The organism is Pseudomonas sp. GZD-222 (assembly GCF_049310525.1).
Classification (GTDB): Bacteria; Pseudomonadota; Gammaproteobacteria; order Pseudomonadales; family Pseudomonadaceae; genus Aquipseudomonas.
In genome coordinates this window covers 117,907-141,972 of sequence record NZ_JBMOWO010000007.1, presented here as the reverse complement: position 1 = coordinate 141,972, position 24,066 = coordinate 117,907, and the positions used below count along the sequence as shown (strand labels likewise).

The window sequence follows — 24,066 nt, the reverse complement described above, 5'->3', positions numbered from 1 at the left end:
CACCTCCCCCCCCCAAGAAACCCACACCCCGGGGAGAACGCACCTCCACTACCCCCCCCCCCCCCCCCCCCGCTCCTACAGGTCGATTGTTGTCACTTCAGCAGTCAGTCAAACGCAGAAAAATGGCCGCCAAACGCTCCAACCCCTGCTGATCCGCCGCACTGAAGCGCGCCAGCTTCGGGCTGTCCAGATCCAGCACGCCAATCAGGCGCCCTTCTTTGACCAGCGGAATCACCAGTTCACTGTTCGAGGCGCTATCGCAGGCGATATGCCCCGGGAACGCATGCACGTCTTCGACGCGCTGGGTTTCACGGCTGGCCGCCGCCGCACCGCACACACCGCGACCGAAGGGAATCCGCACACAAGCGACCTGCCCCTGGAACGGACCGAGCACCAGTTCCTCATTGCGGTTCAGGTAAAAACCCGCCCAGTTCAGGTCTTCGACCTGGCTATAGAGAAACGCCGAAAATTGCGCAGCATTGGCAATGAAGTCGCGCTCATCGGCAAACAGGGCTTCCAGCTGCGCTGCCAGCAGGCCGTAGCCCTCGAGGCCGGCACCAGAAGCGTTAAGGTCGATCATCTTTTTTGCTCCAACAGTTGCAGTCCCACCCAGTAACGAGCGAACTGATAGGCACAACGGCCATTACGGTTACCGCGGCCGGTGGCCCAGCGCACAGCGAGAATATCCAGCGTTTCATCGCGCTGCCAGGCCAGCCCGGCCGCGTTGGCCAACTGGCCGATCCAGTGCTCCACCACATTGAGGAAATGTTCCTGGGTGAAGGGATAGAACGACAGCCACAGGCCAAAGCGATCGGACAGAGCGATCTTGTCTTCCACCGCTTCGTTGGGGTGCAGTTCGCCGTCGACCATCTTCCAGTTTTCGTTGTCGCTCTGTTTTTCCGGCACCAGGTGCCGGCGGTTCGAGGTGGCGTACAACAGTACGTTGTCCGGCGCTTGCTCCAGCGAGCCATCGAGTACGCTCTTGAGCACCCGGTAGTCGCCCTCCCCGGCTTCGAACGACAAATCGTCGCAGAACAGCACGAAACGTTGCGGCAGTTTGCTCAGTTGCTCCACCACCCGTGGCAGGTCAGCGAGGTGATCGCGCTCGATCTCGATCAGACGCAGCCCTGCCTTGGCATACTCGGCCAGCAGGGCCCGCACCAGCGAAGACTTACCGGTGCCACGCGAGCCCCAGAGCAGCGCATGGTTGGCAGGCATGCCATCAAGAAACTGGCGGGTATTGCGCCCCAGCTGCTCGCGCTGCTGATCAACCCCGATAAGGTCCGACAGGCGCATGTCGAGGCTGACCTCCAGCGGCAACAGAAAGCCGCTGCGGCCATCGCGCTGCCAGCGCGCAGCCAGGCACTGGTTCCAGTCGATCTGCGCGCGTGGCGCCGGCAACAAGGGTTCGAGACGGGCGAGCACGGTTTCGGCACGCTCCAGAAAAGCATTCAAACGAGAGTCCACAACGGTTCCTCAAGAAGGTTTCAAGGACAACGGCATTGCTGAATGTGTGACAGGGCGTGCCAGCAGCCGGGACTGATCGGCTATGCTTGCGCAGCGCACGGAACGTGAAACTGGCTCGGGACTCATGGATATCAAGTTCACCAATCGCCTGTCCTACAAGCAAGCCCGGCTGACGGTCCTGGTCGGCTTCATCCTGGGTACATTGCTCAGTCTCATCCAGATCGGTATCGATTATGCCAGTGAAGACGCCTCCATCAACCGTGAGATGCAGGCGCTGCTGCAAATCAGCCACAACCCGGCTTCGCGCATCGCCTACAACATCGACGCGGAACTGGCCCAGGAACTGACCGCAGGCTTGCTGCAATCGCCTGCGATCACCCGCGCGCGCCTGATCGACAACAACGATACGGTTCTGGCCGATGTGCAGCGCCCCCGTGAAGAAAGCAGCTACCGCCTGATCAGCGACTTCCTGTTCGGTGACAACCGGCACTTTCAGGATCCGCTGTTTCTCAGCCACATGCCCAACGAATACCTCGGCACCCTGTACCTGGAGGTCGACACCTTTGCCTTTGGCGGCCGCTTTCTCAAGCGCGCCGAGGTCACGCTGCTCAATGGTTTCATTCGCAGCCTGATCCTGACCGTGATTCTTCTGGCCTTGTTCTACTTCATGCTGACCAAGCCCCTGGTCCGTGTCATCAGCGCCCTGGCCAATCGTGATTCACGTCAGCCCGAACAGTCGAAGCTGTCGTTCCCGCCCGGCCACGAGCACGATGAGATCGGTGTGCTGGTCAAGGTTGCCAACCAGCAGTTCGTCAGCATGGCCACCGAAATCCAGCAACGGCGCAACGCCGAAAACCGCCTGACCGACTACCTCAACGAGCTGGAAGACATCGTCTCGGCGCGCACCAATGAACTCAAGGCCAGCAACGCCCGCCTGAGCCAATCCAACGAAGACCTGGAAGCTGCCCGACGACGGGCTCTGGACATGGCCCAGGCGCGCGCGGCTTTCCTCGCCAACATGAGCCATGAGATCCGTACGCCGCTCAATGGCTTGCTGGGCATGATCGCACTGTCCCTGGACAGCCCGCTCAACGCAGAACAACGCCAGCAGCTATCCATTGCCCACGACTCCGGCAAGGTCCTGGTGGAGTTGCTCAACGACATTCTCGACCTGTCCAAATTCGATGCCGGGCAACTGGAGCTTGAGCGCATCCCCTTCGATCTGGGTGCCCTGGTTGAAGACACCGCCAACCTGTTGTCACAGAACGCCGCCCCCAGTGTCGAGCTGACCTGCCTGATCGATCCGCAGTTTCCCGCCATGGTCCTTGGCGACCCTACCCGTGTACGCCAGATTGTCAGCAACCTGCTGTCCAACGCACTCAAGTTCACGCGCTTCGGTCGCGTCGACGTGCGTCTGCACACCTACCCCGGCGGTGTGCGCCTGGACGTCTGCGACACGGGCATCGGCATTCCCCACGAAGCCCAGGTGCGGATCTTCCAGCCCTTTATCCAGGCCGGTGCCGGTATTACCCGCCAGTACGGTGGTACCGGCCTGGGACTGGCCCTGACCAATAACCTCTGCGAAGCCATGCAGGGCCGCCTGAGCATCAGTTCGCAAGCCGGTTTCGGCAGCCAGTTCAGCGCTGAACTGCCGTTGCCTTGCCACTCCCCGGCCGTACCCGCAGAGCCGCTGCGCGGTAGCATTGCTGCGCTGACCAATGCCGGCAGCGGTCTGGCTGAGCTGTTGCACACCCTGCTCCCGGACTGGGGCCTGGAATACCGACAGTACAGCCATGTCGACGAACTTGGCGAAGCGCTGCCTGACCTGCTGATCACCGACGATCTGGACAACCTGTTCATGCTTCGCCCGCAGATTCAGGCACCGATCCTGCTAGTGACCGCCTATGGCAACTTTCTTCCCGGTGAACAGGCCGTGCATCTTGCCCCGTTGCAGCAGCAAGCCCGCCCCCTGGCGCGCAATGCCTTGTACCAAGTGCTGCGCCGCACACTGCACGGTCCCGACAGCATTAACCTCAACACGAAGAACGGCGCGGCAAACAGCCAGCGCCGCGCGCGTATCCTGCTGGTGGAAGACAACCCGGTGAACCAGTTGGTGGCCAAGGGCATGCTGAGCAAACTCGGTTGCGAAGTGAGCATTGCCGCCCATGGTGCCGATGCCCTGGAGCAACTGGAGTACCTGACCTTCGACCTGGTGCTGATGGATTGCAACATGCCGGTCATGGACGGTTATGAAGCCAGTCGCAGAATCCGCCAGAGCGGGCGCTGGCTGAACCTGCCAATCGTCGCCCTGACCGCCAACGCCATGCCCGAAGAGCGCGAACGCTGCCGGGCGGCGGGCATGAACGACTACCTGGCCAAGCCCTTCCGGCGCGAAGAGCTATTGGCCCTGATTGATCACTGGGTGCCGCTGCTGACTACTTGAGCAGCTTCTCGATCGAAGCATCCAGCGCTTCCGGCTTGGTGCTCGGCGCATAGCGGGTGACCTTGCCACTGACCGGATCGACGAGGAACTTGGTGAAATTCCATTTGATTTTTTGCGAACCGAGCAGCCCGGGAGCACGCTTTTTCAGTTCGACAAACAACGGGTGGGCGCCGTCGCCATTGACTTCAATCTTGCGGAACAGTGGAAAGCTGACACCGAAATTCATCTCGCAGAACTGGGCGATTTCCCGCGCGTCACCCGGCTCCTGCTTGCCGAACTGGTTGCAGGGAAAGCCCACCACCACCAGCCCGCGCTCGCGGTAGCGCTGCCAGAGCTGCTCAAGCCCCTTGTATTGCGGGGTAAAACCGCACTGGCTGGCGGTGTTGACCACCAACAGCACCTTGCCCTGGTAATCACCCAGGACTTTCTGCTCACCGTTCAGGGTGACACAGGGAATTTCCAGCAGCGCGTCGGCCATGACCTTTTCTCCTCTGTTAGCGTGGAACCAGGTCCAGGCAGACCGAGTTGATGCAATAGCGTAGCCCGGTCGGTGGCGGACCATCGGGAAATACGTGTCCCAAATGCGCATCGCACTGGGCGCAGGTCACTTCGGTACGGATCATGCCGTGGGAGAGGTCGCGAATTTCGATCATCGCGCTGTCCGCGATCGGCTCATAGAAACTCGGCCAGCCGCAGCCGGAGTCGAACTTGGCTTTCGAATCGAACAACGGCGCAGTGCAGCAGATACAGTGATAGACACCGTCGGTCCTGGTGCCGTTGTACTTGCCACTGAACGGCCGCTCGGTGCCCTTCAGGCGGCACACGTTGTACTGCTCGGGATCGAGCATGGCGCGCCATTCTTCCAGGGTTTTCTCGAGTTTTTCCATCATCAGGCCTCTTCTGTCCAAAAACCCCGCGCCATGGCTTTTCCATAGTGCGGGCGGCACGTATATTATTGCGCCTCATCAGACATCAGTCTGGCACCCGCGTTACACGCTTTTCAAACGATTTCACAGCGCAGTGCGCGGCGATCTTTTCTAATCGGGATCACATCATGCAGGTCAGCAAATCGAACAAGCTCGCCAATGTCTGCTATGACATTCGCGGCCCGGTGCTCAAGCACGCCAAACGCCTGGAAGAGGAAGGCCATCGCATCCTCAAGCTGAACATCGGCAACCCTGCGCCATTTGGTTTCGAAGCGCCGGACGAAATCCTCCAGGATGTGATCCGCAACCTGCCGACCGCCCAGGGCTATAGCGACTCCAAGGGCCTGTTCAGCGCGCGTAAAGCGGTCATGCAGTACTGCCAGCAGAAGCAGATCGAAGGTGTCGGCATCGAAGACATCTATCTGGGCAACGGCGTCTCCGAGCTGATCGTGATGTCGATGCAGGCGCTGCTCAACAATGGCGACGAAGTGCTGATTCCGGCTCCGGACTACCCGCTGTGGACCGCCGCGGTCAGCCTGGCCGGCGGCAACCCGGTGCACTACCTGTGCGACGAGCAGGCCGACTGGTTCCCTGATCTTGACGACATCAAGGCCAAGATCACCTCCAACACCAAAGCGCTGGTGATCATCAACCCGAACAACCCTACCGGGGCGGTGTACTCGCGCGAGTTGCTGCTGGGCATGCTGGAGCTGGCGCGCCAGCACAACCTGGTGGTGTTCTCCGACGAGATCTACGACAAGATCCTCTACGACGAAGCCGTGCATATCAGCACCGCGTCGCTGGCCCCGGACCTGCTCTGCCTGACCTTCAACGGCCTGTCCAAATCCTACCGGGTGGCGGGCTTCCGTTCCGGCTGGCTGATCATCTCCGGGCCCAAGCACCACGCCCAGAGCTATATCGAAGGCATCGACATGCTGGCCAACATGCGCCTGTGCGCCAACGTGCCGAGCCAGCATGCCATCCAGACCGCCCTGGGCGGCTACCAGAGCATCAATGACCTGGTCCTGCCACCTGGCCGCCTGCTGGAGCAACGCAACCGTACCTGGGAGCTGCTCAACAACATTCCCGGCGTCAGCTGCGTCAAGCCCATGGGCGCGCTCTACGCCTTCCCGCGCATTGACCCGAAGGTCTGCCCGATCCACAACGATGAAAAGTTCGTCCTTGACCTGCTGCTCTCGGAAAAACTCTTGATCGTCCAGGGCACCGCCTTCAACTGGCCATGGCCGGATCACTTCCGTGTGGTGACCCTGCCGCGGGTCGACGACCTGGAGCAGGCCATCGGCCGTATCGGAAACTTCCTCAAGACATATCAGCAGTAACCTGTAGGCTTTTGCCAAGGCCTGCGCCACATCCGGCGCAGGCCCTACAGATCAATTACCTCCTGTGTAAGCCCTGTCGCTCTGGCGTGCGGGATGACGGAATTCAGCTGTAATACAGAGAAGTACACAGTTTGAAATAGTCGCCCGGTTGAATCACTGGAGCCCGCACCTTATATACCCCGCATACGTGACATTTTTATCCGTCAGGAGAACGTAACAACCATGATGCGCATCTTACTGTTTGTAGCCACCAACCTTGCGGTTGTGCTGATTGCCAGCATTACCCTGAGCCTGTTCGGCTTCAATGGGTTCATGGCGGCAAACGGGGTTGACCTCAAGCTCGACCAGCTGCTGATTTTCTGCGCCGTGTTCGGCTTTGCCGGCTCGCTGATTTCGCTGTTCATCTCCAAGTGGATGGCGAAGATGAGCACCGGCACCCAGATCATCACCCAGCCGCGCACTCGCCACGAACAGTGGCTGCTGCAGACCGTGGAAGAACTGTCCCGCGAAGCCGGCATCAAGATGCCGGAAGTGGGCATTTTCCCGGCCTACGAGGCCAACGCTTTCGCCACCGGCTGGAACCGCAACGATGCCCTGGTTGCCGTCAGCCAGGGCCTGCTGGAGCGCTTCTCGCCTGATGAAGTACGTGCAGTCCTGGCTCACGAGATCGGTCACGTCGCCAACGGCGACATGGTCACCCTCGCGCTGGTACAGGGTGTGGTCAACACCTTCGTGATGTTCTTCGCCCGCATCATCGGCAACTTTGTCGACAAGGTGATTTTCAAGAACGAAGAAGGTCAAGGCATCGCCTACTACATCGCGACCATCGTCGCCGAGCTGGTACTGGGCATCCTGGCCAGCATGATCGTCATGTGGTTCTCGCGTAAGCGCGAATACCGCGCTGACGAAGCCGGTGCCCGCCTCGCCGGTACCAGCGCAATGATCGGCGCCCTGCAGCGCCTGCGCTCCGAGCAAGGTGTGCCGGTGCACATGCCCGACACCCTCAACGCCTTCGGCATCAATGGCGGCCTCAAGCAGGGCCTGGCCGGCCTGCTGATGAGCCACCCACCGCTGGAAGACCGCATCGAAGCCCTGCGCCGTCGCGGCTAAGGGACAAAGCAAGAAAAAGGGCGACCTCAGGGGTCGCCCTTTTTTTATACCCGCTGCAGCCGATAGACCCGCTCCAACAGATGACTGGCACCGGTCTGCTGAAACTTCGGACTGTCATCCAGCACATCGTGGGCTGCCAGCTCAAGCGGCTGCCAGGCGGCGAACAGTGTCTGCACTTCCTCATCGGTAACGGCAAACGGTGGTCCGTCGATTTGCGCCTGATCGTAATCCAGAGTGATCAACAAGCCTTTGGCCGAAGCAGGCAATATCGCCTGCAGATGCGCGACATAGCGCTTGCGCATCGCCTCTGGCAGAGCGATGACTGCAGCGCGGTCATACAATGCGCTGCAACCGCTGACATCCGCAGCCGTCAAGGCGAAGAAATCACCGCAGCGGATCTCGACATCCTCGCAGCGGAAGACCTTGAATGCGCCCTCCTGCGTCACCTGCGGTTGCAGTTGATGCTCATTGAAGAAGTCCTCCACGGCCCGCTCCGACAGCTCGGCACCCAGCACCTGCAGCCCCTGGCCGGCCAACCAGAGCATGTCCAGGCTCTTGCCGCACAACGGCACCAACACCCGCTCCCCTGTTGCGACGCCCAGCGCCGGCCAGTGTTGCTGGAGGTAAGCGTTGACCTGGGATTGATGAAAGCCGATCTGATTGTTCTTCCAGCGCGAATGCCAAAACTCAGCCTGCATGCCTCACCTCGATAAATTCGATCAAATACTGCGAAAACTTATATTAGATTTAGATCAATACTTTGCCTGAAGATGGGCTCATCTTAACTTCAGGAGCGCCCTTATGCTGCCCAGCCTGTTTATTTCTCATGGCTCTCCCATGCTCGCCCTGGAGCCGGGCGCAAGCGGCCCGGCATTGAAACGCCTGACCGCAGAGCTGGAGCGACCGAAAGCCATTGTGGTGGTATCAGCGCACTGGGAAAGCCGTGAACTGCTGGTGTCCAGCAGCCCGCAGCCAGACACCTGGCATGACTTCGGCGGCTTCCCCGCTGCGCTGTATGCCGTGCAGTACCCCGCTCCAGGCGATCCCGCCCTGGCCCGACAAGTGAGTGAACTGCTTTGCGCCGCCGGCATGCCAGCCCGCCTCGACCCACAACGGCCCTTTGATCACGGCACCTGGGTGCCACTGTCGTTGATGTACCCAAAAGCCGATATTCCGGTGGTACAGGTGTCGCTGCCGACCCAGCTTGGTCCGAAACTGCAGGAGCTGGTGGGCGGCGCGCTTGCCAGTCTGCGTGAACAAGGCATCCTGCTGATCGGCTCAGGCAGCATCACCCACAACCTGGGTGAACTGGACTGGCGCGCCGGCCCGGAAAGCATCGAACCCTGGGCCCTGGCGTTTCGGGACTGGATGATCGAGAAACTGGCGGCAGGCGATACTTCAGCCCTGCACGATTACCGGCAGCAAGCACCGTTCGCGGTACGCAGCCATCCAAGTGATGAGCATCTGCTGCCGCTGTACTTTGCCCGCGGTGCAGGCGAGCGGTTCGGGATTGTCCATCAGGGCTTCACCCTGGGCGCCTTGGGTATGGACATCTACCGGTTCGATTAAACCCACAGGCAAAAAAAATCCCCGACTCAGTCGGGGATTTTTTTACAGCTCGCGGATCAATCTTCGCGATAGCGGCGCAGCTTCAGCTGCTTACCGGCAACGCGGGTGTCCTTGAGCTTGGCCAGCAGACGCTCCAGACCTTCCTCCGGCAGCTCGACCAGGCTGAAGCTGTCGCGCACCTGGATGCGGCCGATTGCTTCGCGGGCCAGGCCGCCTTCGTTGAGGATAGCGCCAAGCAGGTTCTTGGCCGCGATACCATCACGCGCGCCCAGCGCGGTACGGCAGCGAGCACGACCTTCGCCCAGCGGCATGGGTGCACGACGCTCACGCTCGCCACGCTCTGGACGGTCGCCAGCAGTGCGCTCACGCGGGGTGTAGGTCGGAACCAGCGGCTGCTCTTTCTCGACGGCTTCCAGGGTCAGGGCCTGACCGTTGGTGGCCTTGCGCAGCAGAGCTGCAGCCAGGGCACGCGGGCTGCAACCGATGTCGGCAGTCAGACGATCGAGCAGATCACCGTGGGTCGACTCAGCATCAGCAACCAGCGGCGCCAGGCTGTTGGTCAGCTTCTTGATGCGTGCATCGAGAACGGCCTGGGCGTTTGGCAGACGAACTTCGGCAACCTTCTGGTTGGTAACACGCTCGATCACCTGCAGCATGCGACGCTCACGCGGGGTTACCAGCAGCAGCGCACGACCTTCGCGACCGGCACGGCCAGTACGGCCGATACGGTGAACGTAGGATTCCGGATCGTAAGGCATGTCAACGTTGAACACGTGAGTGATGCGCGGTACGTCCAGACCACGGGCAGCAACGTCGGTAGCGACGACGATGTCCAGGCGGCCATCCTTGAGCGAGTCGATGACGCGCTCACGCTGGTTCTGGGCAATGTCACCGTTCAGCGCAGCGGCCTTGTAGCCTTTGGCTTCCAGGGCGCTGGCCAGGTCCAGAGTCGCTTGCTTGGTACGCACGAAAGCGATCAGCGCGTCGAACTCTTCCACTTCCAGCAGGCGCAGGACAGCGGAAACTTTCTGATCAGCGTGGACCATCAGGTGGGCCTGCTCGATGGCAGTCACAGTCTGGGTCTTGGTCTGGATCTTGACGTGCTTCGGATCACGTAGGTGACGCTCGGCGATAGCGCGGATCGAGGCTGGCAGAGTAGCCGAGAACAGCACGGTCTGGCGGGTTTCCGGCATGGCCTTGAAGATGACTTCGAGGTCGTCCATGAAGCCCAGCTTGAGCATTTCGTCGGCTTCGTCGAGCACCAGATGGTTGACGGTTGCCAGGACCTTCTCGTCGCGACGCAGGTGGTCGCACAGACGGCCAGGGGTAGCAACGACGATTTGCGCGCCGTTACGGATTGCTTTCAGTTGTGGGCCCATTGGGGCACCACCGTATACGGCCACCACGGTAACGCCCGGCATCTGCTTGGCGTAGGTTTCGAACGCGGTAGCTACTTGCAGCGCCAACTCACGGGTTGGCGCCAGGATCAGGGCTTGCGGCTCGCGCTTGCTCGGGTCGATGCGGTGCAGGATTGGCAGAGCGAAAGCAGCGGTTTTACCGGTACCTGTCTGCGCCTGACCAATCATGTCGTGACCGGCAAGAATAATCGGGATCGATTGCTGCTGAATGGCCGATGGCTCTTCGTAGCCAGTAGCCACAACGGCGGCAACAATACTTGGATGAAGATCGAGAGCGGCGAAGCCGCCGGTTTCCTGGGTCATGGGTCTGCCTCTAAGTGCATCCGCAAAGACCCATGCTCCAAAGCTGCGCATGCCTTGTAAGACCCGAAGGTCACCCTGGCAGCTTTGTCGGCGGGGATTTGCGAAAACGATTGAAGAAAAATAGGAACGTCTAAGGAGAGTCCGCGGGGCGGACGCGCAGCCGAAGCTGGCTTCGGGGAATTGCACTACCTAAACGTGGTCCGGTAAAAGACCGGCGCGTACTATACCTGAATTCGCAAATTACGGGAGATTTTTTTATTCCAACACGCCTACGCCAGGCCGCGTGACGACGGGCCTGGGAAGCTGAGGTTGCAGGCGGCTGAATCGTTTTTCTTGCGCCCGCTCTAGCGCGCGGCTCAGGTGGCCGGGCGAATGGCGCCGATCAACGGCTGCAAAGAGTAACCCAGACGCGGCGCCAGCGCATCTGCCCGGGCCTTGAGCCCCTCCATGTCCAGCTCCTGATCAAGGTCGGCCGGCACCATGATGATCACATTGCCCTCCTTGACCGGCAGTTCCCAGTAGTGGCGATGATACAGACCACGCAACAAGGCCGCGCCCAACGGTTTGCCGTCATCACCGGCCCACTGGTTGATCACCAGCCAGCCGCCGGGATTCAGACGTTTCTGGCAGTCTTCGAGGAAGCGCCAGGCCAGGTGCGCGACACCGGGACCGTGATCGGTGTACAGGTCGACGAAGATCAGGTCGGCGGGTTCGGCAGTACCAAGCAGCTCCATCGCATCGCCGATACGGATATACAGGCGCGGGTCGTCATCCAGCCCCAGGTACTCGATGGCCAGGCGCGGCACATCGGGGCGCAGCTCGATGGCTTCGACATCTTCCAGGGGCAGGAACTTCAGGCAGGCCTGGGTCAGGGTTCCAGCGCCCAGGCCGAGGAACAATGCACTTTCCGGTTCCGCGTGGCACAGCGCAGCAACCAGCATGGCGCGGGTATAGTCATACTCCAGCCAGCTCGGGTCGGCCGTGAACACACAGCTCTGCTCGATGGCCTCGCCAAATTCGAGAAACCGGTAGTCTTCGACTTCCAGCACGCTGATGGTGCCGTATTGATCCTGCACCTGGGCCAGCACCCGCTCTACCCGTTCCACTGTCATGCTGTCTCCCGGCTTGCGCCGCTGCCCCAAGCAAAACAGCCATTGTCCGTCAATGCCGCCAGTGCAACAAGGCGCGTCGCAACTGTTAACATGGCAGACAGCCCATTTCCGACCTGACCGAGCCCGTGATGACCCAACCCTGGAGCCCTGACAGCTGGCGCGCCCTGCCGATCCAGCAACAACCGACCTACCCTGACGCTGCGCACTTGCTCAAGGTCGAGCAGACCCTGGCCAGTTACCCGCCGCTGGTGTTTGCCGGCGAGGCCCGCGAGCTGCGCCGGCAATTCGCCGAGGTCACCCAGGGCCGCGCGTTCCTCCTGCAAGGGGGCGATTGCGCGGAAAGTTTCGCCGAGTTTTCCGCAGCGAAAATTCGCGACACCTTCAAGGTACTGCTGCAGATGGCGATCGTCATGACCTTTGCTGCCGGCTGCCCGGTGGTCAAGGTCGGGCGCATGGCCGGCCAGTTTGCCAAGCCGCGCTCGGCAGGCGATGAAACCATCGCCGGAGTGACCCTGCCGGCCTACCGGGGCGACATCGTCAATGGCATCGGCTTCGACGAAAAAAGCCGGGTGCCCGATCCCGAGCGTCTGCTCCAGGCCTATCACCAGTCCACCGCCAGCCTGAACTTGCTGCGTGCCTTCGCCCAGGGCGGTTTTGCCGACCTGCACCAGGTGCACAAATGGAACCTGGACTTCATCGCCAACTCGGCCCTGGCAGAGAAATACAGCCAACTGGCCGACCGCATCGACGAAACCCTGGCGTTTATGCGCGCCTGCGGCATGGACAGCTCGCCGCAACTGCGTGAAACCAGCTTCTTCACCGCCCACGAAGCCTTGCTGCTCAACTACGAAGAAGCCTTCGTGCGCCGCGACAGCCTGACCAACGACTACTACGACTGCTCGGCGCATATGCTCTGGATCGGTGACCGTACCCGTCAACTGGACGGTGCCCACGTGGAGTTCCTGCGCGGGGTGAACAACCCGATCGGGGTCAAGGTCGGCCCGAGCATGAACACCGAAGAGCTGATCCGCCTGATCGATGTGCTCAACCCGGACAACGATCCCGGCCGTCTCAACCTGATTGTGCGCATGGGCGCCAACAAGGTCGGCGAGCATCTGCCGGCGTTGATCCAGAGCGTCGAACGCGAAGGGCGCAAGGTGCTGTGGAGCTCCGACCCGATGCACGGCAACACCATCAAGGCCAGCAGCGGCTACAAGACCCGGGATTTCGCGCAGATCCTCAGCGAGGTCAAACAGTTCTTCCAGGTGCACCAGGCCGAAGGCAGTCATGCCGGTGGTATTCACATCGAAATGACCGGACAGAACGTCACCGAATGCATCGGCGGCGCCCGTCCGATCACCGAAGACGCCCTGTCTGACCGCTACCATACCCACTGCGACCCGCGGATGAACGCTGATCAGTCGCTGGAACTGGCGTTCCTGATCGCTGAAACCCTCAAGCAGGTCCGTCGCTGAATGCACTGCGGGCCAGCGCCAGGCGCAAACGCGCGGCGCTGGCCCGTGGGCAGTTGAGTTGCACCCGGCTTAAACCAAGCCAACTGGCCATGCGCCACAGACTGTCCGCCATCGCTTGCATCCCGGCTTCATCCAGACCTTGGGTTTCCTCATGCACGGCATGGATTGCCAAGCGATCGCTGGCCCGTTCGGCGCGCAAATCGACCCGCGCCGCAATCCGCTGGTTGTACAGAAACGGCAACACGTAATAGCCGTACACCCGTTTGTGCGCCGGGGTATAGATCTCCAGCCGGTAACGAAAATCAAACAACCGCTCCGTACGCTCACGCTCCCAGACCAGGGAATCGAAGGGCGACAACAATGCACTGCCGGCAACCTTGCGCGGCAGCCGGACATCGCTCAGGCAGTAGGCCGGTTGCGACCAGCCCTGCACAGCGCAGGTTTGCAACTGCCCCTCCTCCAGCAACTCGGCAACGCGTGCACGGCTGTCCGCCGGACTGAGCCGAAAGTAATCGCGCAGGTCTTTCTCGGTTGCCACACCCAGGGCATTGGCCGCCTGCAACAACAACCCGCGCTGAGCCTGCGCCTCGTCGAGCAATGGCTGCTGCAACAGCGCTGCCGGCAATACCCGTTCCGGCAAATCGTACAAACGCTCGAATCCACGCCGCCCGGCCACCGTCACCAGGCCTGCGGCAAACAGCCATTCCAGCGCATGCTTTTCCGCGCTCCAGTCCCACCAGGGGCCGGCGCGCTCTTCGCGGGTCGACAGGCTGCCAGCGCCTAGAGCACCCTGCTCGGTGACTGCTGCAAGGACACGGGCGATGGTCGGCTGCTGCTCGCGGCCGAAGCGTGCCAGTTGTTGATAAATCCCCTGCCCCTGACGCGCACGGTCCATGCGCCAGCGCAGCAACGGATACAGCTCCAAGGGCAACAACGAGGCTTCATGCCCCCAATATTCAAAGAGTTTGCGCTGGCGGCTGCGCCCCCAGGCCATCTGGTCGAACAGGTCCTGTGGATAACTGCCCAAACGGGAAAACAGCGGCAGATAATGGGAACGTACCAAGGCGTTGACCGAATCGATCTGCACCACGCCAAGGCGTTCGAACACCCGCTGCAGATGCCCAGCCCTCACCTCCGAGCGTGGTGCGCGGCCGGCGAAGCCCTGCGCCGACAACACCAGGCGGCGCGCCTGCAACAAGGAAAAAGATTGCGTAGTGGGCATGCCCGACTCCTTCAGAACAAGCCCACTCAAGGTAGTAGCGACACCGTCATGGCGCGACTCATTTTTTCAGCGGGTCATCCCAGAATGGGCGCTCCACTTCCTGCAGGACATCGACGCGGCTCATGCCGATATCGTGCAGCGCGGCATCGCTCAAACGGGCCAGCTCCATGCGCTGATGGTGCAGTTGCCGCCAGCGCGCCAGTTGCCGGAAAGCACCCGTAATCAGGTGGGCGAACCCGCCGTGGTGAGGCTGGGGATACATCAGGAGCAGCGATTTCTGACCTTTCATCGTCTTACCCTCCGTGTGGGATGACGACAGTGTCAGGGCGGGCATAAGATCAATCCAACGAATGTTTCTGATGTCATACATCTAGGAGATTGATGCCTTGTCTCAGTACCAGAGTATCGATTCCGAAGTGCTGCGCACCTTCGTTGCCATCGCCGAGTACGGCGGTTTTACCCGCGCCGGTGAAGTGGTCAACCGCACCCAATCGGCGGTGAGCATGCAGATGAAACGCCTGGAAGAGGACATTATCCAGCGCCAGCTGTTCGAGCGTGACGGCCGCCAGGTGCGCCTGACCGCCGAGGGCCAGGTATTGCTCGGTTACGCCCGACGGATCCTCAAGCTGCACGGCGAAGTGTTCAACACCCTGCGCATGCCGCATATGGTCGGCATGGTGCGCATCGGCACACCGGACGACTATGCCATGCGCTTCTTGCCCGGCATTCTCTCCAGCTTTGCCCAGGCCTATCCGCTGATCCAGGTCGAGGTGCATTGCGAAAGCTCGCGCCAGCTGATGCAACGCCAGGATCTGGACATGACCATCATCACCTGCGAACCCGGGCATGAAGTCGGCCAGTTGCTGCGCCGCGAGCGCGCGGTCTGGGTCCAGGCCCAGGGGTTCTGCCCACACGAACACAATCCGTTGCCGCTGGCCGTATTCAACACCGATTGCTGCTGCCGGACCTGGGCCTGCAATGCCCTGGACGCGGTCGAAAAGGAGTACCGGATCGCCTACACCAGCGCCAGCACCCCGGCCATCATGGCGGTGGTCAGTGCCGGCCTGGCGGTCACCGCCCAGCTGCAGAGCCTGATCACCAGCGACCTGCAGGTAATCGGCGAAGCAGAAGGCCTGCCCGCCTTGCCGACCGCCAGCATCATGCTGCTGCGCAACAACAGCAGCCAGTCACAGATGACCGACTGCATGGCCGACTACATCGCCGAAGGCTTCAGATCTTGAAGGCAAGCATGACCGCACAGACCACCAGGAAGCCGCAGAACAACGAACGCAAGACTTTTTCCGGCAAGGCGTGAGCCAGCTTCACTCCCCAGCTGATACTCAGCAGTCCCCCCACCGCCAGCGGGATACCCATGCTCCACTGCACATGCTGGTGAATGCCGTAGGTCAGCAGAGTCACTGCGGTACTGGGTGCGGCCAGGGCCAGCGAAAGCCCCTGGGCCACCACCTGGGTGGTTCCGAAGACACTGGTCAGCACCGGCGTTGCCACCACTGCCCCACCGACCCCGAACAATCCACCGAGCACGCCTGCGCCGCCGCCCAGTACCCCGAGCCACGGCCAGGGATGACGCAACTCAGTGCTGGGCTGCGCGCTGCGCATGAACATGCGGAGCAGGTTCCAGGCCGCCAGGGCCACCAGGAACACCACGAAGCCCAAGCGCATGGCCTGTGCATCGATGCCCACAGCCCAGATCGAGCCGAGCCAGGCAAAGACAAAACTGGCAGCCGCCAGCGGCACGGCATGCTGCAGCTCTATGCGGTTACGCTGGTGATAACGCCACAGCGCCAGCAACACGTTGGGCACCACCATCACCAGCGCCGTGCCTTGGGCCAGTTGCTGATCGAGACCGAACAACACCCCCAGGGCCGGAATCGCGATCAGCCCGCCGCCGATGCCAAACAACCCGCCCACCGTGCCGAGCGCGGCACCCAGCGCTATGTACATCACCCACTCGATCATTACTGCCTCTCACCGAAATCCAATGGCTGCATGCTACCGACCTGGTGCTAGCGGGGAAACGCACAGCAACGCACAATGGCTTTGCCATTTACGCATAAGCAGAGCCCGCACGATGAACCCCGACGCCCTCACCGAACAACTCAGCCTGTTTCTCGATGTCCTGGAAACCGGCAGCTTCTCGGCTACCGCCCGTCGCCATCCACTGACTCCGTCCGCCGTGGCCCGGCGCATCGACAACCTGGAAACAGCGGTCGGTAGCCGCCTGTTCGTGCGCAGTACCCACGCCGTGCGCCCTACCCCAGCCGGCAACGCCTTTGCCGAACGGGCCCGACGTATTGTCGAAGAGTTGCGCCTGGCCCGCGCCGAGGCGGTGTCGTTGAGCAATGCGCCGGAAGGTCTGATCCGCATCGACGCGCCAGCAGCATTCGGCCGCCGTCACCTGGCACCCGCCATCGCCGACTTCCTGGTGGCCTACCCCGGGCTTGATGTGCAATTGCGCTTGATCGACAGCTTTGTCGACCTGCACGGCTCGCACCTCGGTGAGGTCGATCTGGTACTGCGCGCCGGCCCTTTGGCCGACACCCGCCTGGTGGCCACGCCATTGGCCTACATGGTACGCATTGCCTGCGCCAGCCCTGCCTATCTGGCGGCCCGCGGGGTGCCGAGCAGTCCCGCCGAGCTCCCCGAGCATGATGGCCTGGACTGGGACGGCCTGGCCCCACCCTTCGCCTGGCGCTTTGCCGTAGACGGCCAGTTGCGGCTGTATCGGCCGACTCGCATGCGCATGAGTGCCAATAATGCCGAAACCCTGCTGTTCGGCGCGCTGGCCGGTCTGGGCATCGCTCACTTGCCGACCTGGCTGATCAGCGACTACCTGCTGCGTGGCGAACTCGTGCCGCTGTTCTGTGAAAACGGCCTGCCGGCAGCCGAGTCCAGCGGAATTTATGCCTTGCGCCTGGAACATGAAACGAACTCTCGTAGCCGTTTGCTGCTCGAATTCCTCAAGAGCCGCTTCAGTCCGGTACCGCCGTGGGATCTGGCCCTGCAAAGCGAGCTGCGCTGGTAATAAGCACGCTAATGAACAGCGTGCTAAATTCAAAGGACCTAACCAATCAAAGGATGTGCATGAACGCCGACCCGAAAGCGCCTGCTCCCTGCAACGAACTGCTCCTGGACAACCAGGTGTGCTTCGCCCTGCATTCGACTTCGCTGCTGATGACCAAGGTCTACAAGCCGCTGTTGCAGAAACTCGGCCTGACTTATCCACAGTACCTGGCGATGCTGGTGTTGTGGGAACAGGATGGCCTGACTGTCGGAGAAATCAGCCAACACCTGCTCACCGATCCGGGTTCACTCACCCCGCTGCTCAAGCGCCTGGAGGCTGAGGGCCTGCTCAGCCGCAGCCGCAGCCGTGAAGACGAACGCGTGGTGCTGGTGCAACTGAGTGAAAAAGGTCGGGCCCTGCAAGCCCGGGCCAAAGAGATTCCCGCCTGCATCCTCGCCGCCAGCGGCGAGAACATTGAACGCCTGCAACAGCTTCAGAACGACTTGCTGGAACTGCGCGCGAACCTGCAAAAAAGCCTCTGACAGCTATGCTGTGAATGACCGCTGGTAAGCGGGACGAAAAATTATCTTGCGCACTAATTAATTGCGCGCTAATTTAATTTCCACACCCACTCAGCGCCACGGCGCACTACGCAAGCGAGGCTCAACATGCAAAAGGTCACTCCTCTGTACATTGCCGAAGCCAAGTCCACTGGCGGTCGCGACGGTACCTCGCGCTCCAGCGACGGCAAACTCGAAGTCAAGCTGAGCACCCCCAAGGAACTGGGTGGCGCGGGTGGTGAAGGCACCAACCCTGAGCAAATGTTCGCCGCCGGCTACTCGGCCTGCTTCATCGGCGCCCTGAAGTTCGTTGCCGGCCAGCAGAAAAAGGCGCTGCCTGCCGACAGCTCGATCACCGCCAAAGTCGGCATCGGCCAGATCCCCGGTGGTTTTGGTCTGGATATCGACCTGAACATCGACCTGCCTGGCCTGCAACAAGCCGAGGCACAGGCACTGGTAGACGCAGCCCACCAGGTCTGCCCTTACTCCAATGCCACCCGCGGCAATGTCGATGTGCGTCTGCACGTCACCGTCTGAGGGTAAATCCCAGGCATAAAAAAACCCGGCCTAGGCCGGGTTTTTCGTGTTCGCGCAGAACGCCAGGCTTAAGCCTTGGCGCGGCCCTTGTAGGAGCCACCGTCGCGGGTATCGATTTCGATCATGTCGTCGATTTCGATGAAGTCGGCAACGCTCAGCTCGGTGCCGTTGCTCAGTTTGGCAGGCTTCATGACCTTGCCAGAAGTGTCGCCGCGAGCGGAACCTTCGGTGTAGGCAACTTTACGCACGATGGTGGTCGGCAGTTCAACCGAAACCAGACGCTCTTCGAAGAACACGGCTTCACAGACGTCGGTCATGCCTTCTTCGATGAACGGCAGAACGGCCTCGATGTCTTCGGCGTTCAGCTCGTACATGGTGTAGTCGGTGGTGTCCATGAAGGTGTAGGTGTCACCGTTGATGAACGACAGGGTCGCTTCTTTGCGATCCAGGATCACGTCGTCCAGCTTGTCGTCGGCCGAGTAAACGGTTTCGGTCTTGTAGCCGGTCAGCAGGTTTTTCAGCTTGGTTTTCATGATCGCGCTGTTACGGCCCGACTTGGTGAATTCAGCTTTCTGAACCAGCCACGGGTCGTTGTCGATCCGCAGTACGGTACCGGGTTTCAGTTCTTTACCAGTTTTCATTGCGAGATATCCGAATTTGGATGGATTTACAAAAATCGAGGCCGCATATCATAGCCAATTTCGGTAAAACTGTACCAGCGTCGTGGCAAGGTCCGGCCGAGTGGCCTGAACGGCACTCCAGCGGCGGGCATGCTGATCGAGCTCGTCCCAGTGTTCGAGCACCTGTTGCCAGGCCTGCCCCATATCCCGATCCATGTTCCAGCCGCGCCACAAATCGACGATGGCAACCTTGGCCGGAAGCGAAAGCCCCTCAACGTAATGATCGAGAAACGCCTCGAGTTTTTCCCAGTGGGCGTACTCTTCTTGCACATAGATATGCCAGAGCAACGGGCGCCCCGCCCATTGCGCACGGACAAACGAGTCTTCGCCGCGTACCGCGTTGAAGTCGCAGCACCAGAGCAGGTGATCGTAGTCATCCTGGCTGACGAAGGGCAGGATCTGCACGGTCAGGGCGCCACGTGTTGCCACACTGCCCACCGCCAAGGTGTCCACACCCAGCCAGGCCTTTACGTCCCCCAGTACACGTCCCTCGGGCACCAGCAGATGGTTGGCACGAGAGTCGGCGGCCAATACATCGAGCCAGCTGGAAAGGCTGGGGTTTTCGTAGGCGAATAGCGAGATCAAGCGAGCGTCGACTGCCGGTTCCACTCCCAGCCGCTGAAGAAATGCCTGGCGCGCCAGCGGGTCTTGCTCGAACGCCTCGCGTCGTGCCAACAAACTTGCCTCGCGCAGCAAACCACCGGTTTTAGCGGTAAAGCCCGGAAAGAAAAACACCTTACGCAGGCCATTGGGTTGCGGGGAAGGCAAGCCATGGCAACCTTCGACCCAGCTTTCAGCGCTGAGGTAATCCAGGTTCAGCCACAGAGGCGGACGCGGGCACTCGAGCATCGCCTGCACATAGGCAGCCGGTAACTGACAGGCAAACGCGCCAATGACTACATCCGCTACTGTCGTTTCCTGCCATTCGGGCAGCCAATGGCAAACCTCCACACCCTGATGCCATTGGCTTGGAACCTGGACATCCGCTTCGGGACAAATGCGTGCAAAGGCGCTGAGGTCATCCACCCACAGGCGCCCCGCCACCCCCTGCTCGGCCACCAGTTGCCGGGCCAGACGCCAGGTCACGCCGATATCGCCGTAGTTGTCGACGACACAACAAAAGATGTCCCAGTGCGCTTTCATCGCTGGCCCCTTGGAAAAATCGCCGATTGTCCGGGTAAATCATCGCAGACAAAAGCATGCGGCGAAAAAAACCCGTTGCGCCATGCCACAATGAGCATTCCGGACCCGGCCAGGAGGCCATCATGCCCCGCCCACGCGAACTGAAGATTTCCCTCAAGCCCGTACAATTGACCCTGTGCATCGCCCTTGGCCTGTGGCTTGGCGCCGTCGCCATTGCCTTGAGCCTGTGGCTGGCCTGGCATCTGCTTCCCGACACCGTACAACCGTTGAGCCAGAGGCTGATTCCACCCGCAGGCACAGTGGCGCCCGGGGCAACGTCGGACCAGCAGAGCCCGATGTTCGAGCAGTACAAGCAGATCCTGCGCAATCAGGAGATACAGCAGGCCGAGGAACACGCCGAAGGCAGCGTGCGTAATCTGTCCAACCCCAAGTGCCAGTTCTGGCTGCAGCAGAACCGCAACCTGCCTACTGAAAAAAGTCGAGCCCACGTCCTGGAATTTTGCAACTGACACCATGAACAAAGCCGAATTGCTGCAACGCATCATCGCCACCCTGAGCCTGGACCTCGACGTAGTCCAGCGCGCGGCCCAGACCGCTTATGAAGCGGCCACCGCCGAAGAGAACATCGCCGAAAACAAGTACGACACCCTGGGATTGGAAGCTTCCTACCTGGCGACCGGACAGGCCCGACGCATGGAAGAGATTCGTCAGGCGCGGGCGGCCTACCAGCAATTGGTAGTGCGCGATTACGACCCGGCGCGCGGGATTCAGATCAGCAACCTGGTTACCCTGGAGGCCGAAAACGGCAGCTATCAGCGCCTGTTTCTCGGACCCGAAGGTGCTGGATTGAAGGTTGGCCAGGGCGAACAGCTGATCACCGTGATTACCCCACGTTCGCCGCTCGGGCAAAGCTTGATGGGCAAGGCTGAAGATGACGAGATCAGCTTGACCCTTGGCGCCAAGCAGCAGCGTTTTGTGGTGGTCGAAGTCAGTTGAGCTTGTCTGGATCAGCCCAATGCACTGAAGCGCTGCGCCAACCCCTGAGCAGCAAACTGCTCGATGATGAACTCGACAAACGCCCGGGTTTTGCCCGGCAACAGTTTGTGCTCGGCGTAGTACAGACTGATGTTGCCATCATCCACATACCAATCCGGCAACACCCGTAACAAGCTGCCAGCCTGCAAGTAAGGCACGGCAAACGGCATGCTCACCAGGGCCACGCCCAGGCCCTGCTGCGCCGCCGCACAGGCCGCTTCCGAATCACTCATGGTCATGCGCAGGCGAATGTTCAGCGGCGTCTGCTCTTGCTGGCGATTGGTCAACGGCCAGGAGCGCACCCGCCCGGTTTGCGGCGAGCGGATCAGGATGCCGTCCAGCGTTTGCAGATCGGCCGGCTGACCTATCGCCGGGTGACGCCCAAGGTAGGCCGGGGCGGCTACCAGAATTCGGTGAGCCGGAGTCAACTTGCGCGCCACCACGCCCTGCGGCAGATCGAAGCCACCGCCGATGGCGGCATCGAACCCCTGGCCGATCAGGTCGATCTGGCGATTGTCAAAATGCCAGTCCGGGCTGATGGCCGGATAACGCTGCAGAAACTCACCCAGCAGCGGCACGATATATAACCGCCCGAAAACAGTCCCCATGCTCACCTTCAAGGTTCCGGCCGGCTGCCCTTCGGCGCTGGCGAGGTTGGCCACGGCATACTGAATGGTCTGGAAACTGCTGGCCACCTCACCGAGAAAGCGTTGTCCGGCCTCGGTCAGGGTCAGTCGCCGGGTGCTGCGCTGGAACAGGCGCACGCCCATCCGTGCCTCCAGCCGGGCAACGTTCTTGCCCACTGCCGCCGGGGTCAGGCTCAAGCGCCGGGCGGCTTCGGCGAAGCTGCCCACTTCAGCGCTACGCACGAAGCATTCGATACTGCTGAAGGTTTCCATCGCTGCGATTCCATACTTCTGGTTTACACAGACTATAGCGATTACCGGCTACTCAGAGGGTAATCAGCGGCCGATACTGAGCCCCATCCAAGGCATCCGGCCTTGTTCTTTCGGGAGCACAGCATGTCGACTGAAACTCGCCTCAACGGCAAAGTAGCCCTGGTCCAGGGTGGATCACGCGGAATTGGCGCCGCCATCGTCAAACGCCTGGCCGCCGAAGGCGCCAGTGTCGCCTTCACTTACGCCAACGCCACCGCACAGGCCCAAGCCCTGCAGGACAGCATTGTTGCTGCCGGTGGCAAGGCCCTGGCCATCCAGGCCGACAGCGCCGATGCCAGCGCCGTGCAGGCTGCAGTGGAAAATACCGTCGCGACCTTTGGCCGGCTGGACATCCTGGTCAACAACGCCGGTGTCCTGGCCGTCGCTCCGCTGCTGGAGTTCGACCTCGACGACTTCGACCGTACCCTGGCGGTCAACGTGCGCAGTGTCTTCGTCGCCAGCCAGGCCGCCGCCCGGCACATGGGCCAGGGTGGCCGCATCATCAACATCGGCAGTACCAATGCCGAGCGCATGCCCTTTGCCGGTGGCGGCCCCTATGCCATGAGCAAGTCAGCTCTGGTCGGCCTGACCCGCGGCCTGGCCCGCGACCTCGGTCCCTTGGGCATTACCATCAACAACGTCCAGCCAGGCCCGGTAGATACTGAAATGAACCCGGCCCATGGCGAGTTTGCCGAGAGCCTGATGGGCTACATGGCGGTAGGTCGTTACGGTGAAGTCGAGGAAATCGCCAGCTTCGTCGCTTACCTGGCCAGCCCGGAGGCGGCCTACATCACCGGCGCCAGCCTGACCATCGATGGTGGCTTCGCCGCCTGATCGCCTCAGGCGCCGTCCCGGCTCGCCAGGCTATGTTCGATCATATCGACAAACGCCCGGGCAGCCGGCGTCGGGTTATTCGACCAGATCGCGTACAGGTGACGCCGGGGGGCATCTTGCACCGCCACCGTGACCACCGTCTTGAAGCTACTGGCGATACGCTCTGGCACCAGCCCGATCGCCAGCTCGCGCTGGACGAACTTTTCCACCAGGCGGATGTTGGTCACTTCGAACTGCACACGGTGGCGCAATCGTGCAGCAGCAAAGGCTTCATCGGTCTGCCTGCGGGCGCAACTGCCGGCAGGAAAGTCCACCAGCGGCAGATCCTCCAGCTGACTCAACGACAAGCGTTCGAAAGCGGCCAATGGATGGGCGACGGGCAACACCGCTACCAGTTCTTCCTCAGCCAGCAAACGGTATTCAACGCCCTGCGGCGGCTCTCCCGGCCAGATCCCGATAAAACCCACATCCAGGCACCGCTCGCGCACATCGGTAATCAGCAATTCGCTCTTGGCCATCAGCCAGCGGATGTCCACTTTCGGATAGCGGCGATGGAACCCGGCCAGCAGATCGACCAGATCAAGCTCGGTCAGCGAGGTGATTTCACCGATGGACAACTGCCCACGTACTTCACCACAAGCAGCCGCGACATCCTCGGCAATCCGCCGGGTCGCCTCCAGCGCAGGCCGGGCGCTGTGCACAAAGGCTTCACCGGCAGGCGTCAGACGCACCCGCCGCGAGCTACGCTCGAACAGGCTGACACCCAGGGTTTCCTCCAGGCGGGCAATCTGATGACTCAAGGCCGACTGCACCACATGGCACTGCTCGGCGGCACGGGTGAAACTGCCGGTGTCGACCACCGCCAAGGCGTACTCGATCTGCTTCAGGTTCATAGAACGATCTATTTTCAAGATGGATAGAATGAAAAC

25 protein-coding genes and 1 pseudogene are annotated in these 24,066 nt (G+C 61.2%); 12 read left to right on the top strand and 14 right to left on the bottom strand.

Annotation, left to right across the window (positions count from 1 at the left end; genetic code table 11):
• Positions 1-97 precede the first annotated feature (97 nt).
• Positions 98-580 (bottom strand): GAF domain-containing protein, encoded by a 483-nt coding sequence (locus ACO6VD_RS01180; protein WP_422416443.1) that lies wholly within the window; start codon positions 578-580, stop codon positions 98-100.
• The gene (locus ACO6VD_RS01175) at positions 577-1,467 is read right to left on the bottom strand and encodes an ATP-binding protein (RefSeq protein WP_422416441.1); all 891 of its coding nucleotides are present in this window, start codon (positions 1,465-1,467) and stop codon (positions 577-579) included. Before ACO6VD_RS01175 ends, ACO6VD_RS01180 begins: the two co-directional genes overlap by 4 nt.
• An 82-nt stretch (positions 1,468-1,549) precedes the next feature.
• Here ACO6VD_RS01175 and ACO6VD_RS01170 point away from each other — a divergent pair, with 82 nt between their 5' ends.
• Complete coding sequence (locus tag ACO6VD_RS01170; protein WP_422416440.1) at positions 1,550-3,910, top strand: response regulator; 2,361 nt, start codon at positions 1,550-1,552, stop codon at positions 3,908-3,910.
• Here ACO6VD_RS01170 and ACO6VD_RS01165 read toward each other — a convergent pair.
• On the bottom strand, positions 3,903-4,388 hold the full coding sequence (locus ACO6VD_RS01165) for a glutathione peroxidase (protein WP_422416438.1): 486 nt from the start codon (positions 4,386-4,388) through the stop codon (positions 3,903-3,905). The genes ACO6VD_RS01170 and ACO6VD_RS01165 overlap by 8 nt on opposite strands.
• Before the next feature lie 16 nt (positions 4,389-4,404).
• A complete protein-coding gene (msrB, locus tag ACO6VD_RS01160; protein WP_422416456.1) occupies positions 4,405-4,797 on the bottom strand; it encodes a peptide-methionine (R)-S-oxide reductase MsrB in 393 nt (130 codons plus the stop codon).
• A 167-nt stretch (positions 4,798-4,964) separates the two neighbouring features.
• Between msrB and ACO6VD_RS01155 the strand changes: the two genes are divergently transcribed.
• On the top strand, positions 4,965-6,176 hold the full coding sequence (locus ACO6VD_RS01155; protein WP_400174200.1) for a pyridoxal phosphate-dependent aminotransferase: 1,212 nt from the start codon (positions 4,965-4,967) through the stop codon (positions 6,174-6,176).
• 222 nt (positions 6,177-6,398) lie between these two features.
• Positions 6,399-7,286: a protease HtpX gene (gene htpX / locus ACO6VD_RS01150; RefSeq protein ID WP_422416436.1), complete on the top strand. Its 888-nt coding sequence runs from the start codon at positions 6,399-6,401 to the stop codon at positions 7,284-7,286.
• Between the two features lie 44 nt (positions 7,287-7,330).
• Here htpX and ACO6VD_RS01145 read toward each other — a convergent pair whose 3' ends face one another.
• Positions 7,331-7,984, bottom strand: coding sequence for a thiopurine S-methyltransferase (locus ACO6VD_RS01145; RefSeq protein ID WP_422416435.1), 654 nt, complete (start codon positions 7,982-7,984; stop codon positions 7,331-7,333).
• 103 nt (positions 7,985-8,087) lie between these two features.
• Between ACO6VD_RS01145 and ACO6VD_RS01140 the strand changes: the two genes are divergently transcribed.
• The gene (locus ACO6VD_RS01140; protein ID WP_422416433.1) at positions 8,088-8,855 is read left to right on the top strand and encodes a DODA-type extradiol aromatic ring-opening family dioxygenase; all 768 of its coding nucleotides are present in this window, start codon (positions 8,088-8,090) and stop codon (positions 8,853-8,855) included.
• A gap of 56 nt (positions 8,856-8,911) precedes the next feature.
• On the opposite strand, the pseudogene ACO6VD_RS01135 reads toward ACO6VD_RS01140, so the two are convergent.
• Both ACO6VD_RS01135 and ACO6VD_RS01130 read right to left on the bottom strand, forming a co-directional pair.
• Positions 8,912-10,610, bottom strand: a pseudogene (locus tag ACO6VD_RS01135) (DEAD/DEAH box helicase).
• Between the two features lie 322 nt (positions 10,611-10,932).
• Positions 10,933-11,688 carry a spermidine synthase gene (locus ACO6VD_RS01130; RefSeq protein WP_422416432.1) on the bottom strand — a complete coding sequence of 252 codons (756 nt, stop codon included), beginning with the start codon at positions 11,686-11,688 and terminating at the stop codon, positions 10,933-10,935.
• 128 nt (positions 11,689-11,816) lie between these two features.
• On the opposite strand from ACO6VD_RS01130, the gene ACO6VD_RS01125 reads away from it, so the two are divergent.
• On the top strand, positions 11,817-13,163 hold the full coding sequence (locus ACO6VD_RS01125; RefSeq protein WP_400172423.1) for a class II 3-deoxy-7-phosphoheptulonate synthase: 1,347 nt from the start codon (positions 11,817-11,819) through the stop codon (positions 13,161-13,163).
• On the opposite strand, the gene ACO6VD_RS01120 is transcribed toward ACO6VD_RS01125, so the two are convergent.
• Both ACO6VD_RS01120 and ACO6VD_RS01115 read right to left on the bottom strand, forming a co-directional pair.
• Positions 13,144-14,385, bottom strand: a complete 1,242-nt coding sequence (locus ACO6VD_RS01120) for a winged helix-turn-helix domain-containing protein (RefSeq protein ID WP_422416431.1) — start codon at positions 14,383-14,385, stop codon at positions 13,144-13,146. The genes ACO6VD_RS01125 and ACO6VD_RS01120 overlap by 20 nt on opposite strands.
• Before the next feature lie 58 nt (positions 14,386-14,443).
• Positions 14,444-14,674 carry a DUF1127 domain-containing protein gene (locus ACO6VD_RS01115; RefSeq protein ID WP_422416430.1) on the bottom strand — a complete coding sequence of 77 codons (231 nt, stop codon included), beginning with the start codon at positions 14,672-14,674 and terminating at the stop codon, positions 14,444-14,446.
• A gap of 97 nt (positions 14,675-14,771) precedes the next feature.
• Between ACO6VD_RS01115 and ACO6VD_RS01110 the strand changes: the two genes are divergently transcribed.
• The gene (locus tag ACO6VD_RS01110) at positions 14,772-15,626 is read left to right on the top strand and encodes a LysR family transcriptional regulator (RefSeq protein WP_422416429.1); all 855 of its coding nucleotides are present in this window, start codon (positions 14,772-14,774) and stop codon (positions 15,624-15,626) included.
• On the opposite strand, the gene ACO6VD_RS01105 is transcribed toward ACO6VD_RS01110, so the two are convergent.
• The gene (locus tag ACO6VD_RS01105; protein WP_422416428.1) at positions 15,616-16,365 is read right to left on the bottom strand and encodes a sulfite exporter TauE/SafE family protein; all 750 of its coding nucleotides are present in this window, start codon (positions 16,363-16,365) and stop codon (positions 15,616-15,618) included. The two genes, ACO6VD_RS01110 and ACO6VD_RS01105, sit on opposite strands and share 11 nt — an antisense overlap.
• Before the next feature lie 112 nt (positions 16,366-16,477).
• Between ACO6VD_RS01105 and ACO6VD_RS01100 the strand changes: the two genes are divergently transcribed.
• The 3 genes from ACO6VD_RS01100 to ACO6VD_RS01090 all read left to right on the top strand — a co-directional run bounded on the left by ACO6VD_RS01100 (position 16,478) and on the right by ACO6VD_RS01090 (position 18,507).
• On the top strand, positions 16,478-17,431 hold the full coding sequence (locus ACO6VD_RS01100) for a LysR family transcriptional regulator (protein ID WP_422416427.1): 954 nt from the start codon (positions 16,478-16,480) through the stop codon (positions 17,429-17,431).
• A 59-nt stretch (positions 17,432-17,490) separates the two neighbouring features.
• Positions 17,491-17,952, top strand: coding sequence for a MarR family winged helix-turn-helix transcriptional regulator (locus ACO6VD_RS01095; RefSeq protein ID WP_400172428.1), 462 nt, complete (start codon positions 17,491-17,493; stop codon positions 17,950-17,952).
• Positions 17,953-18,078: 126 nt separating this feature from the next.
• Complete coding sequence (locus tag ACO6VD_RS01090) at positions 18,079-18,507, top strand: organic hydroperoxide resistance protein (protein WP_422416426.1); 429 nt, start codon at positions 18,079-18,081, stop codon at positions 18,505-18,507.
• A gap of 68 nt (positions 18,508-18,575) precedes the next feature.
• On the opposite strand, the gene ACO6VD_RS01085 is transcribed toward ACO6VD_RS01090, so the two are convergent.
• Together ACO6VD_RS01085 and earP are read right to left on the bottom strand one after the other, a co-directional pair.
• Positions 18,576-19,148, bottom strand: coding sequence for an elongation factor P (locus ACO6VD_RS01085; protein ID WP_400172430.1), 573 nt, complete (start codon positions 19,146-19,148; stop codon positions 18,576-18,578).
• A 48-nt stretch (positions 19,149-19,196) separates the two neighbouring features.
• Positions 19,197-20,330, bottom strand: a complete 1,134-nt coding sequence (earP, locus tag ACO6VD_RS01080) for an elongation factor P maturation arginine rhamnosyltransferase EarP (RefSeq protein ID WP_422416424.1) — start codon at positions 20,328-20,330, stop codon at positions 19,197-19,199.
• Between the two features lie 122 nt (positions 20,331-20,452).
• Here earP and ACO6VD_RS01075 point away from each other — a divergent pair, with 122 nt between their 5' ends.
• A complete protein-coding gene (locus ACO6VD_RS01075) occupies positions 20,453-20,839 on the top strand; it encodes a hypothetical protein (protein WP_422416423.1) in 387 nt (128 codons plus the stop codon).
• Positions 20,840-20,843: 4 nt separating this feature from the next.
• Positions 20,844-21,326 (top strand): GreA/GreB family elongation factor, encoded by a 483-nt coding sequence (locus tag ACO6VD_RS01070; protein ID WP_422416422.1) that lies wholly within the window; start codon positions 20,844-20,846, stop codon positions 21,324-21,326.
• 11 nt (positions 21,327-21,337) lie between these two features.
• Here ACO6VD_RS01070 and ACO6VD_RS01065 read toward each other — a convergent pair whose 3' ends face one another.
• A complete protein-coding gene (locus ACO6VD_RS01065; protein ID WP_422416420.1) occupies positions 21,338-22,264 on the bottom strand; it encodes a LysR family transcriptional regulator in 927 nt (308 codons plus the stop codon).
• Between the two features lie 123 nt (positions 22,265-22,387).
• Between ACO6VD_RS01065 and ACO6VD_RS01060 the strand changes: the two genes are divergently transcribed.
• Positions 22,388-23,137, top strand: coding sequence for a 3-oxoacyl-ACP reductase family protein (locus tag ACO6VD_RS01060; RefSeq protein WP_422416419.1), 750 nt, complete (start codon positions 22,388-22,390; stop codon positions 23,135-23,137).
• Between the two features lie 5 nt (positions 23,138-23,142).
• Here ACO6VD_RS01060 and ACO6VD_RS01055 read toward each other — a convergent pair whose 3' ends face one another.
• Positions 23,143-24,030 (bottom strand): LysR family transcriptional regulator, encoded by an 888-nt coding sequence (locus ACO6VD_RS01055; RefSeq protein ID WP_422416418.1) that lies wholly within the window; start codon positions 24,028-24,030, stop codon positions 23,143-23,145.
• Positions 24,031-24,066 lie beyond the last annotated feature (36 nt).

Bases quoted from the DNA above. Each gene is read 5' to 3' on its own strand.
- ACO6VD_RS01140 (WP_422416433.1), top strand. From the start codon at position 8,088: ATGCTGCCCAGCCTGTTTATTTCTCATGGCTCTCCCATGCTCGCCCTG.
- ACO6VD_RS01060 (WP_422416419.1), top strand. From the start codon at position 22,388: ATGTCGACTGAAACTCGCCTCAACGGCAAAGTAGCCCTGGTCCAGGGT.
- ACO6VD_RS01100 (WP_422416427.1), top strand. From the start codon at position 16,478: ATGAACCCCGACGCCCTCACCGAACAACTCAGCCTGTTTCTCGATGTC.
- ACO6VD_RS01055 (WP_422416418.1), bottom strand. From the start codon at position 24,030: ATGAACCTGAAGCAGATCGAGTACGCCTTGGCGGTGGTCGACACCGGC.
- earP (WP_422416424.1), bottom strand. From the start codon at position 20,330: ATGAAAGCGCACTGGGACATCTTTTGTTGTGTCGTCGACAACTACGGC.
- ACO6VD_RS01155 (WP_400174200.1), top strand. From the start codon at position 4,965: ATGCAGGTCAGCAAATCGAACAAGCTCGCCAATGTCTGCTATGACATT.
- ACO6VD_RS01095 (WP_400172428.1), top strand. From the start codon at position 17,491: ATGAACGCCGACCCGAAAGCGCCTGCTCCCTGCAACGAACTGCTCCTG.
- ACO6VD_RS01145 (WP_422416435.1), bottom strand. From the start codon at position 7,984: ATGCAGGCTGAGTTTTGGCATTCGCGCTGGAAGAACAATCAGATCGGC.
- htpX (WP_422416436.1), top strand. From the start codon at position 6,399: ATGATGCGCATCTTACTGTTTGTAGCCACCAACCTTGCGGTTGTGCTG.
- ACO6VD_RS01105 (WP_422416428.1), bottom strand. From the start codon at position 16,365: ATGATCGAGTGGGTGATGTACATAGCGCTGGGTGCCGCGCTCGGCACG.
- ACO6VD_RS01170 (WP_422416440.1), top strand. From the start codon at position 1,550: ATGCTTGCGCAGCGCACGGAACGTGAAACTGGCTCGGGACTCATGGAT.
- ACO6VD_RS01130 (WP_422416432.1), bottom strand. From the start codon at position 11,688: ATGACAGTGGAACGGGTAGAGCGGGTGCTGGCCCAGGTGCAGGATCAA.
- ACO6VD_RS01065 (WP_422416420.1), bottom strand. From the start codon at position 22,264: ATGGAAACCTTCAGCAGTATCGAATGCTTCGTGCGTAGCGCTGAAGTG.
- ACO6VD_RS01075 (WP_422416423.1), top strand. From the start codon at position 20,453: ATGCCCCGCCCACGCGAACTGAAGATTTCCCTCAAGCCCGTACAATTG.
- ACO6VD_RS01090 (WP_422416426.1), top strand. From the start codon at position 18,079: ATGCAAAAGGTCACTCCTCTGTACATTGCCGAAGCCAAGTCCACTGGC.
- ACO6VD_RS01125 (WP_400172423.1), top strand. From the start codon at position 11,817: ATGACCCAACCCTGGAGCCCTGACAGCTGGCGCGCCCTGCCGATCCAG.
- ACO6VD_RS01165 (WP_422416438.1), bottom strand. From the start codon at position 4,388: ATGGCCGACGCGCTGCTGGAAATTCCCTGTGTCACCCTGAACGGTGAG.
- ACO6VD_RS01120 (WP_422416431.1), bottom strand. From the start codon at position 14,385: ATGCCCACTACGCAATCTTTTTCCTTGTTGCAGGCGCGCCGCCTGGTG.
- ACO6VD_RS01115 (WP_422416430.1), bottom strand. From the start codon at position 14,674: ATGAAAGGTCAGAAATCGCTGCTCCTGATGTATCCCCAGCCTCACCAC.
- ACO6VD_RS01085 (WP_400172430.1), bottom strand. From the start codon at position 19,148: ATGAAAACTGGTAAAGAACTGAAACCCGGTACCGTACTGCGGATCGAC.
- ACO6VD_RS01070 (WP_422416422.1), top strand. From the start codon at position 20,844: ATGAACAAAGCCGAATTGCTGCAACGCATCATCGCCACCCTGAGCCTG.
- ACO6VD_RS01180 (WP_422416443.1), bottom strand. From the start codon at position 580: ATGATCGACCTTAACGCTTCTGGTGCCGGCCTCGAGGGCTACGGCCTG.
- msrB (WP_422416456.1), bottom strand. From the start codon at position 4,797: ATGGAAAAACTCGAGAAAACCCTGGAAGAATGGCGCGCCATGCTCGAT.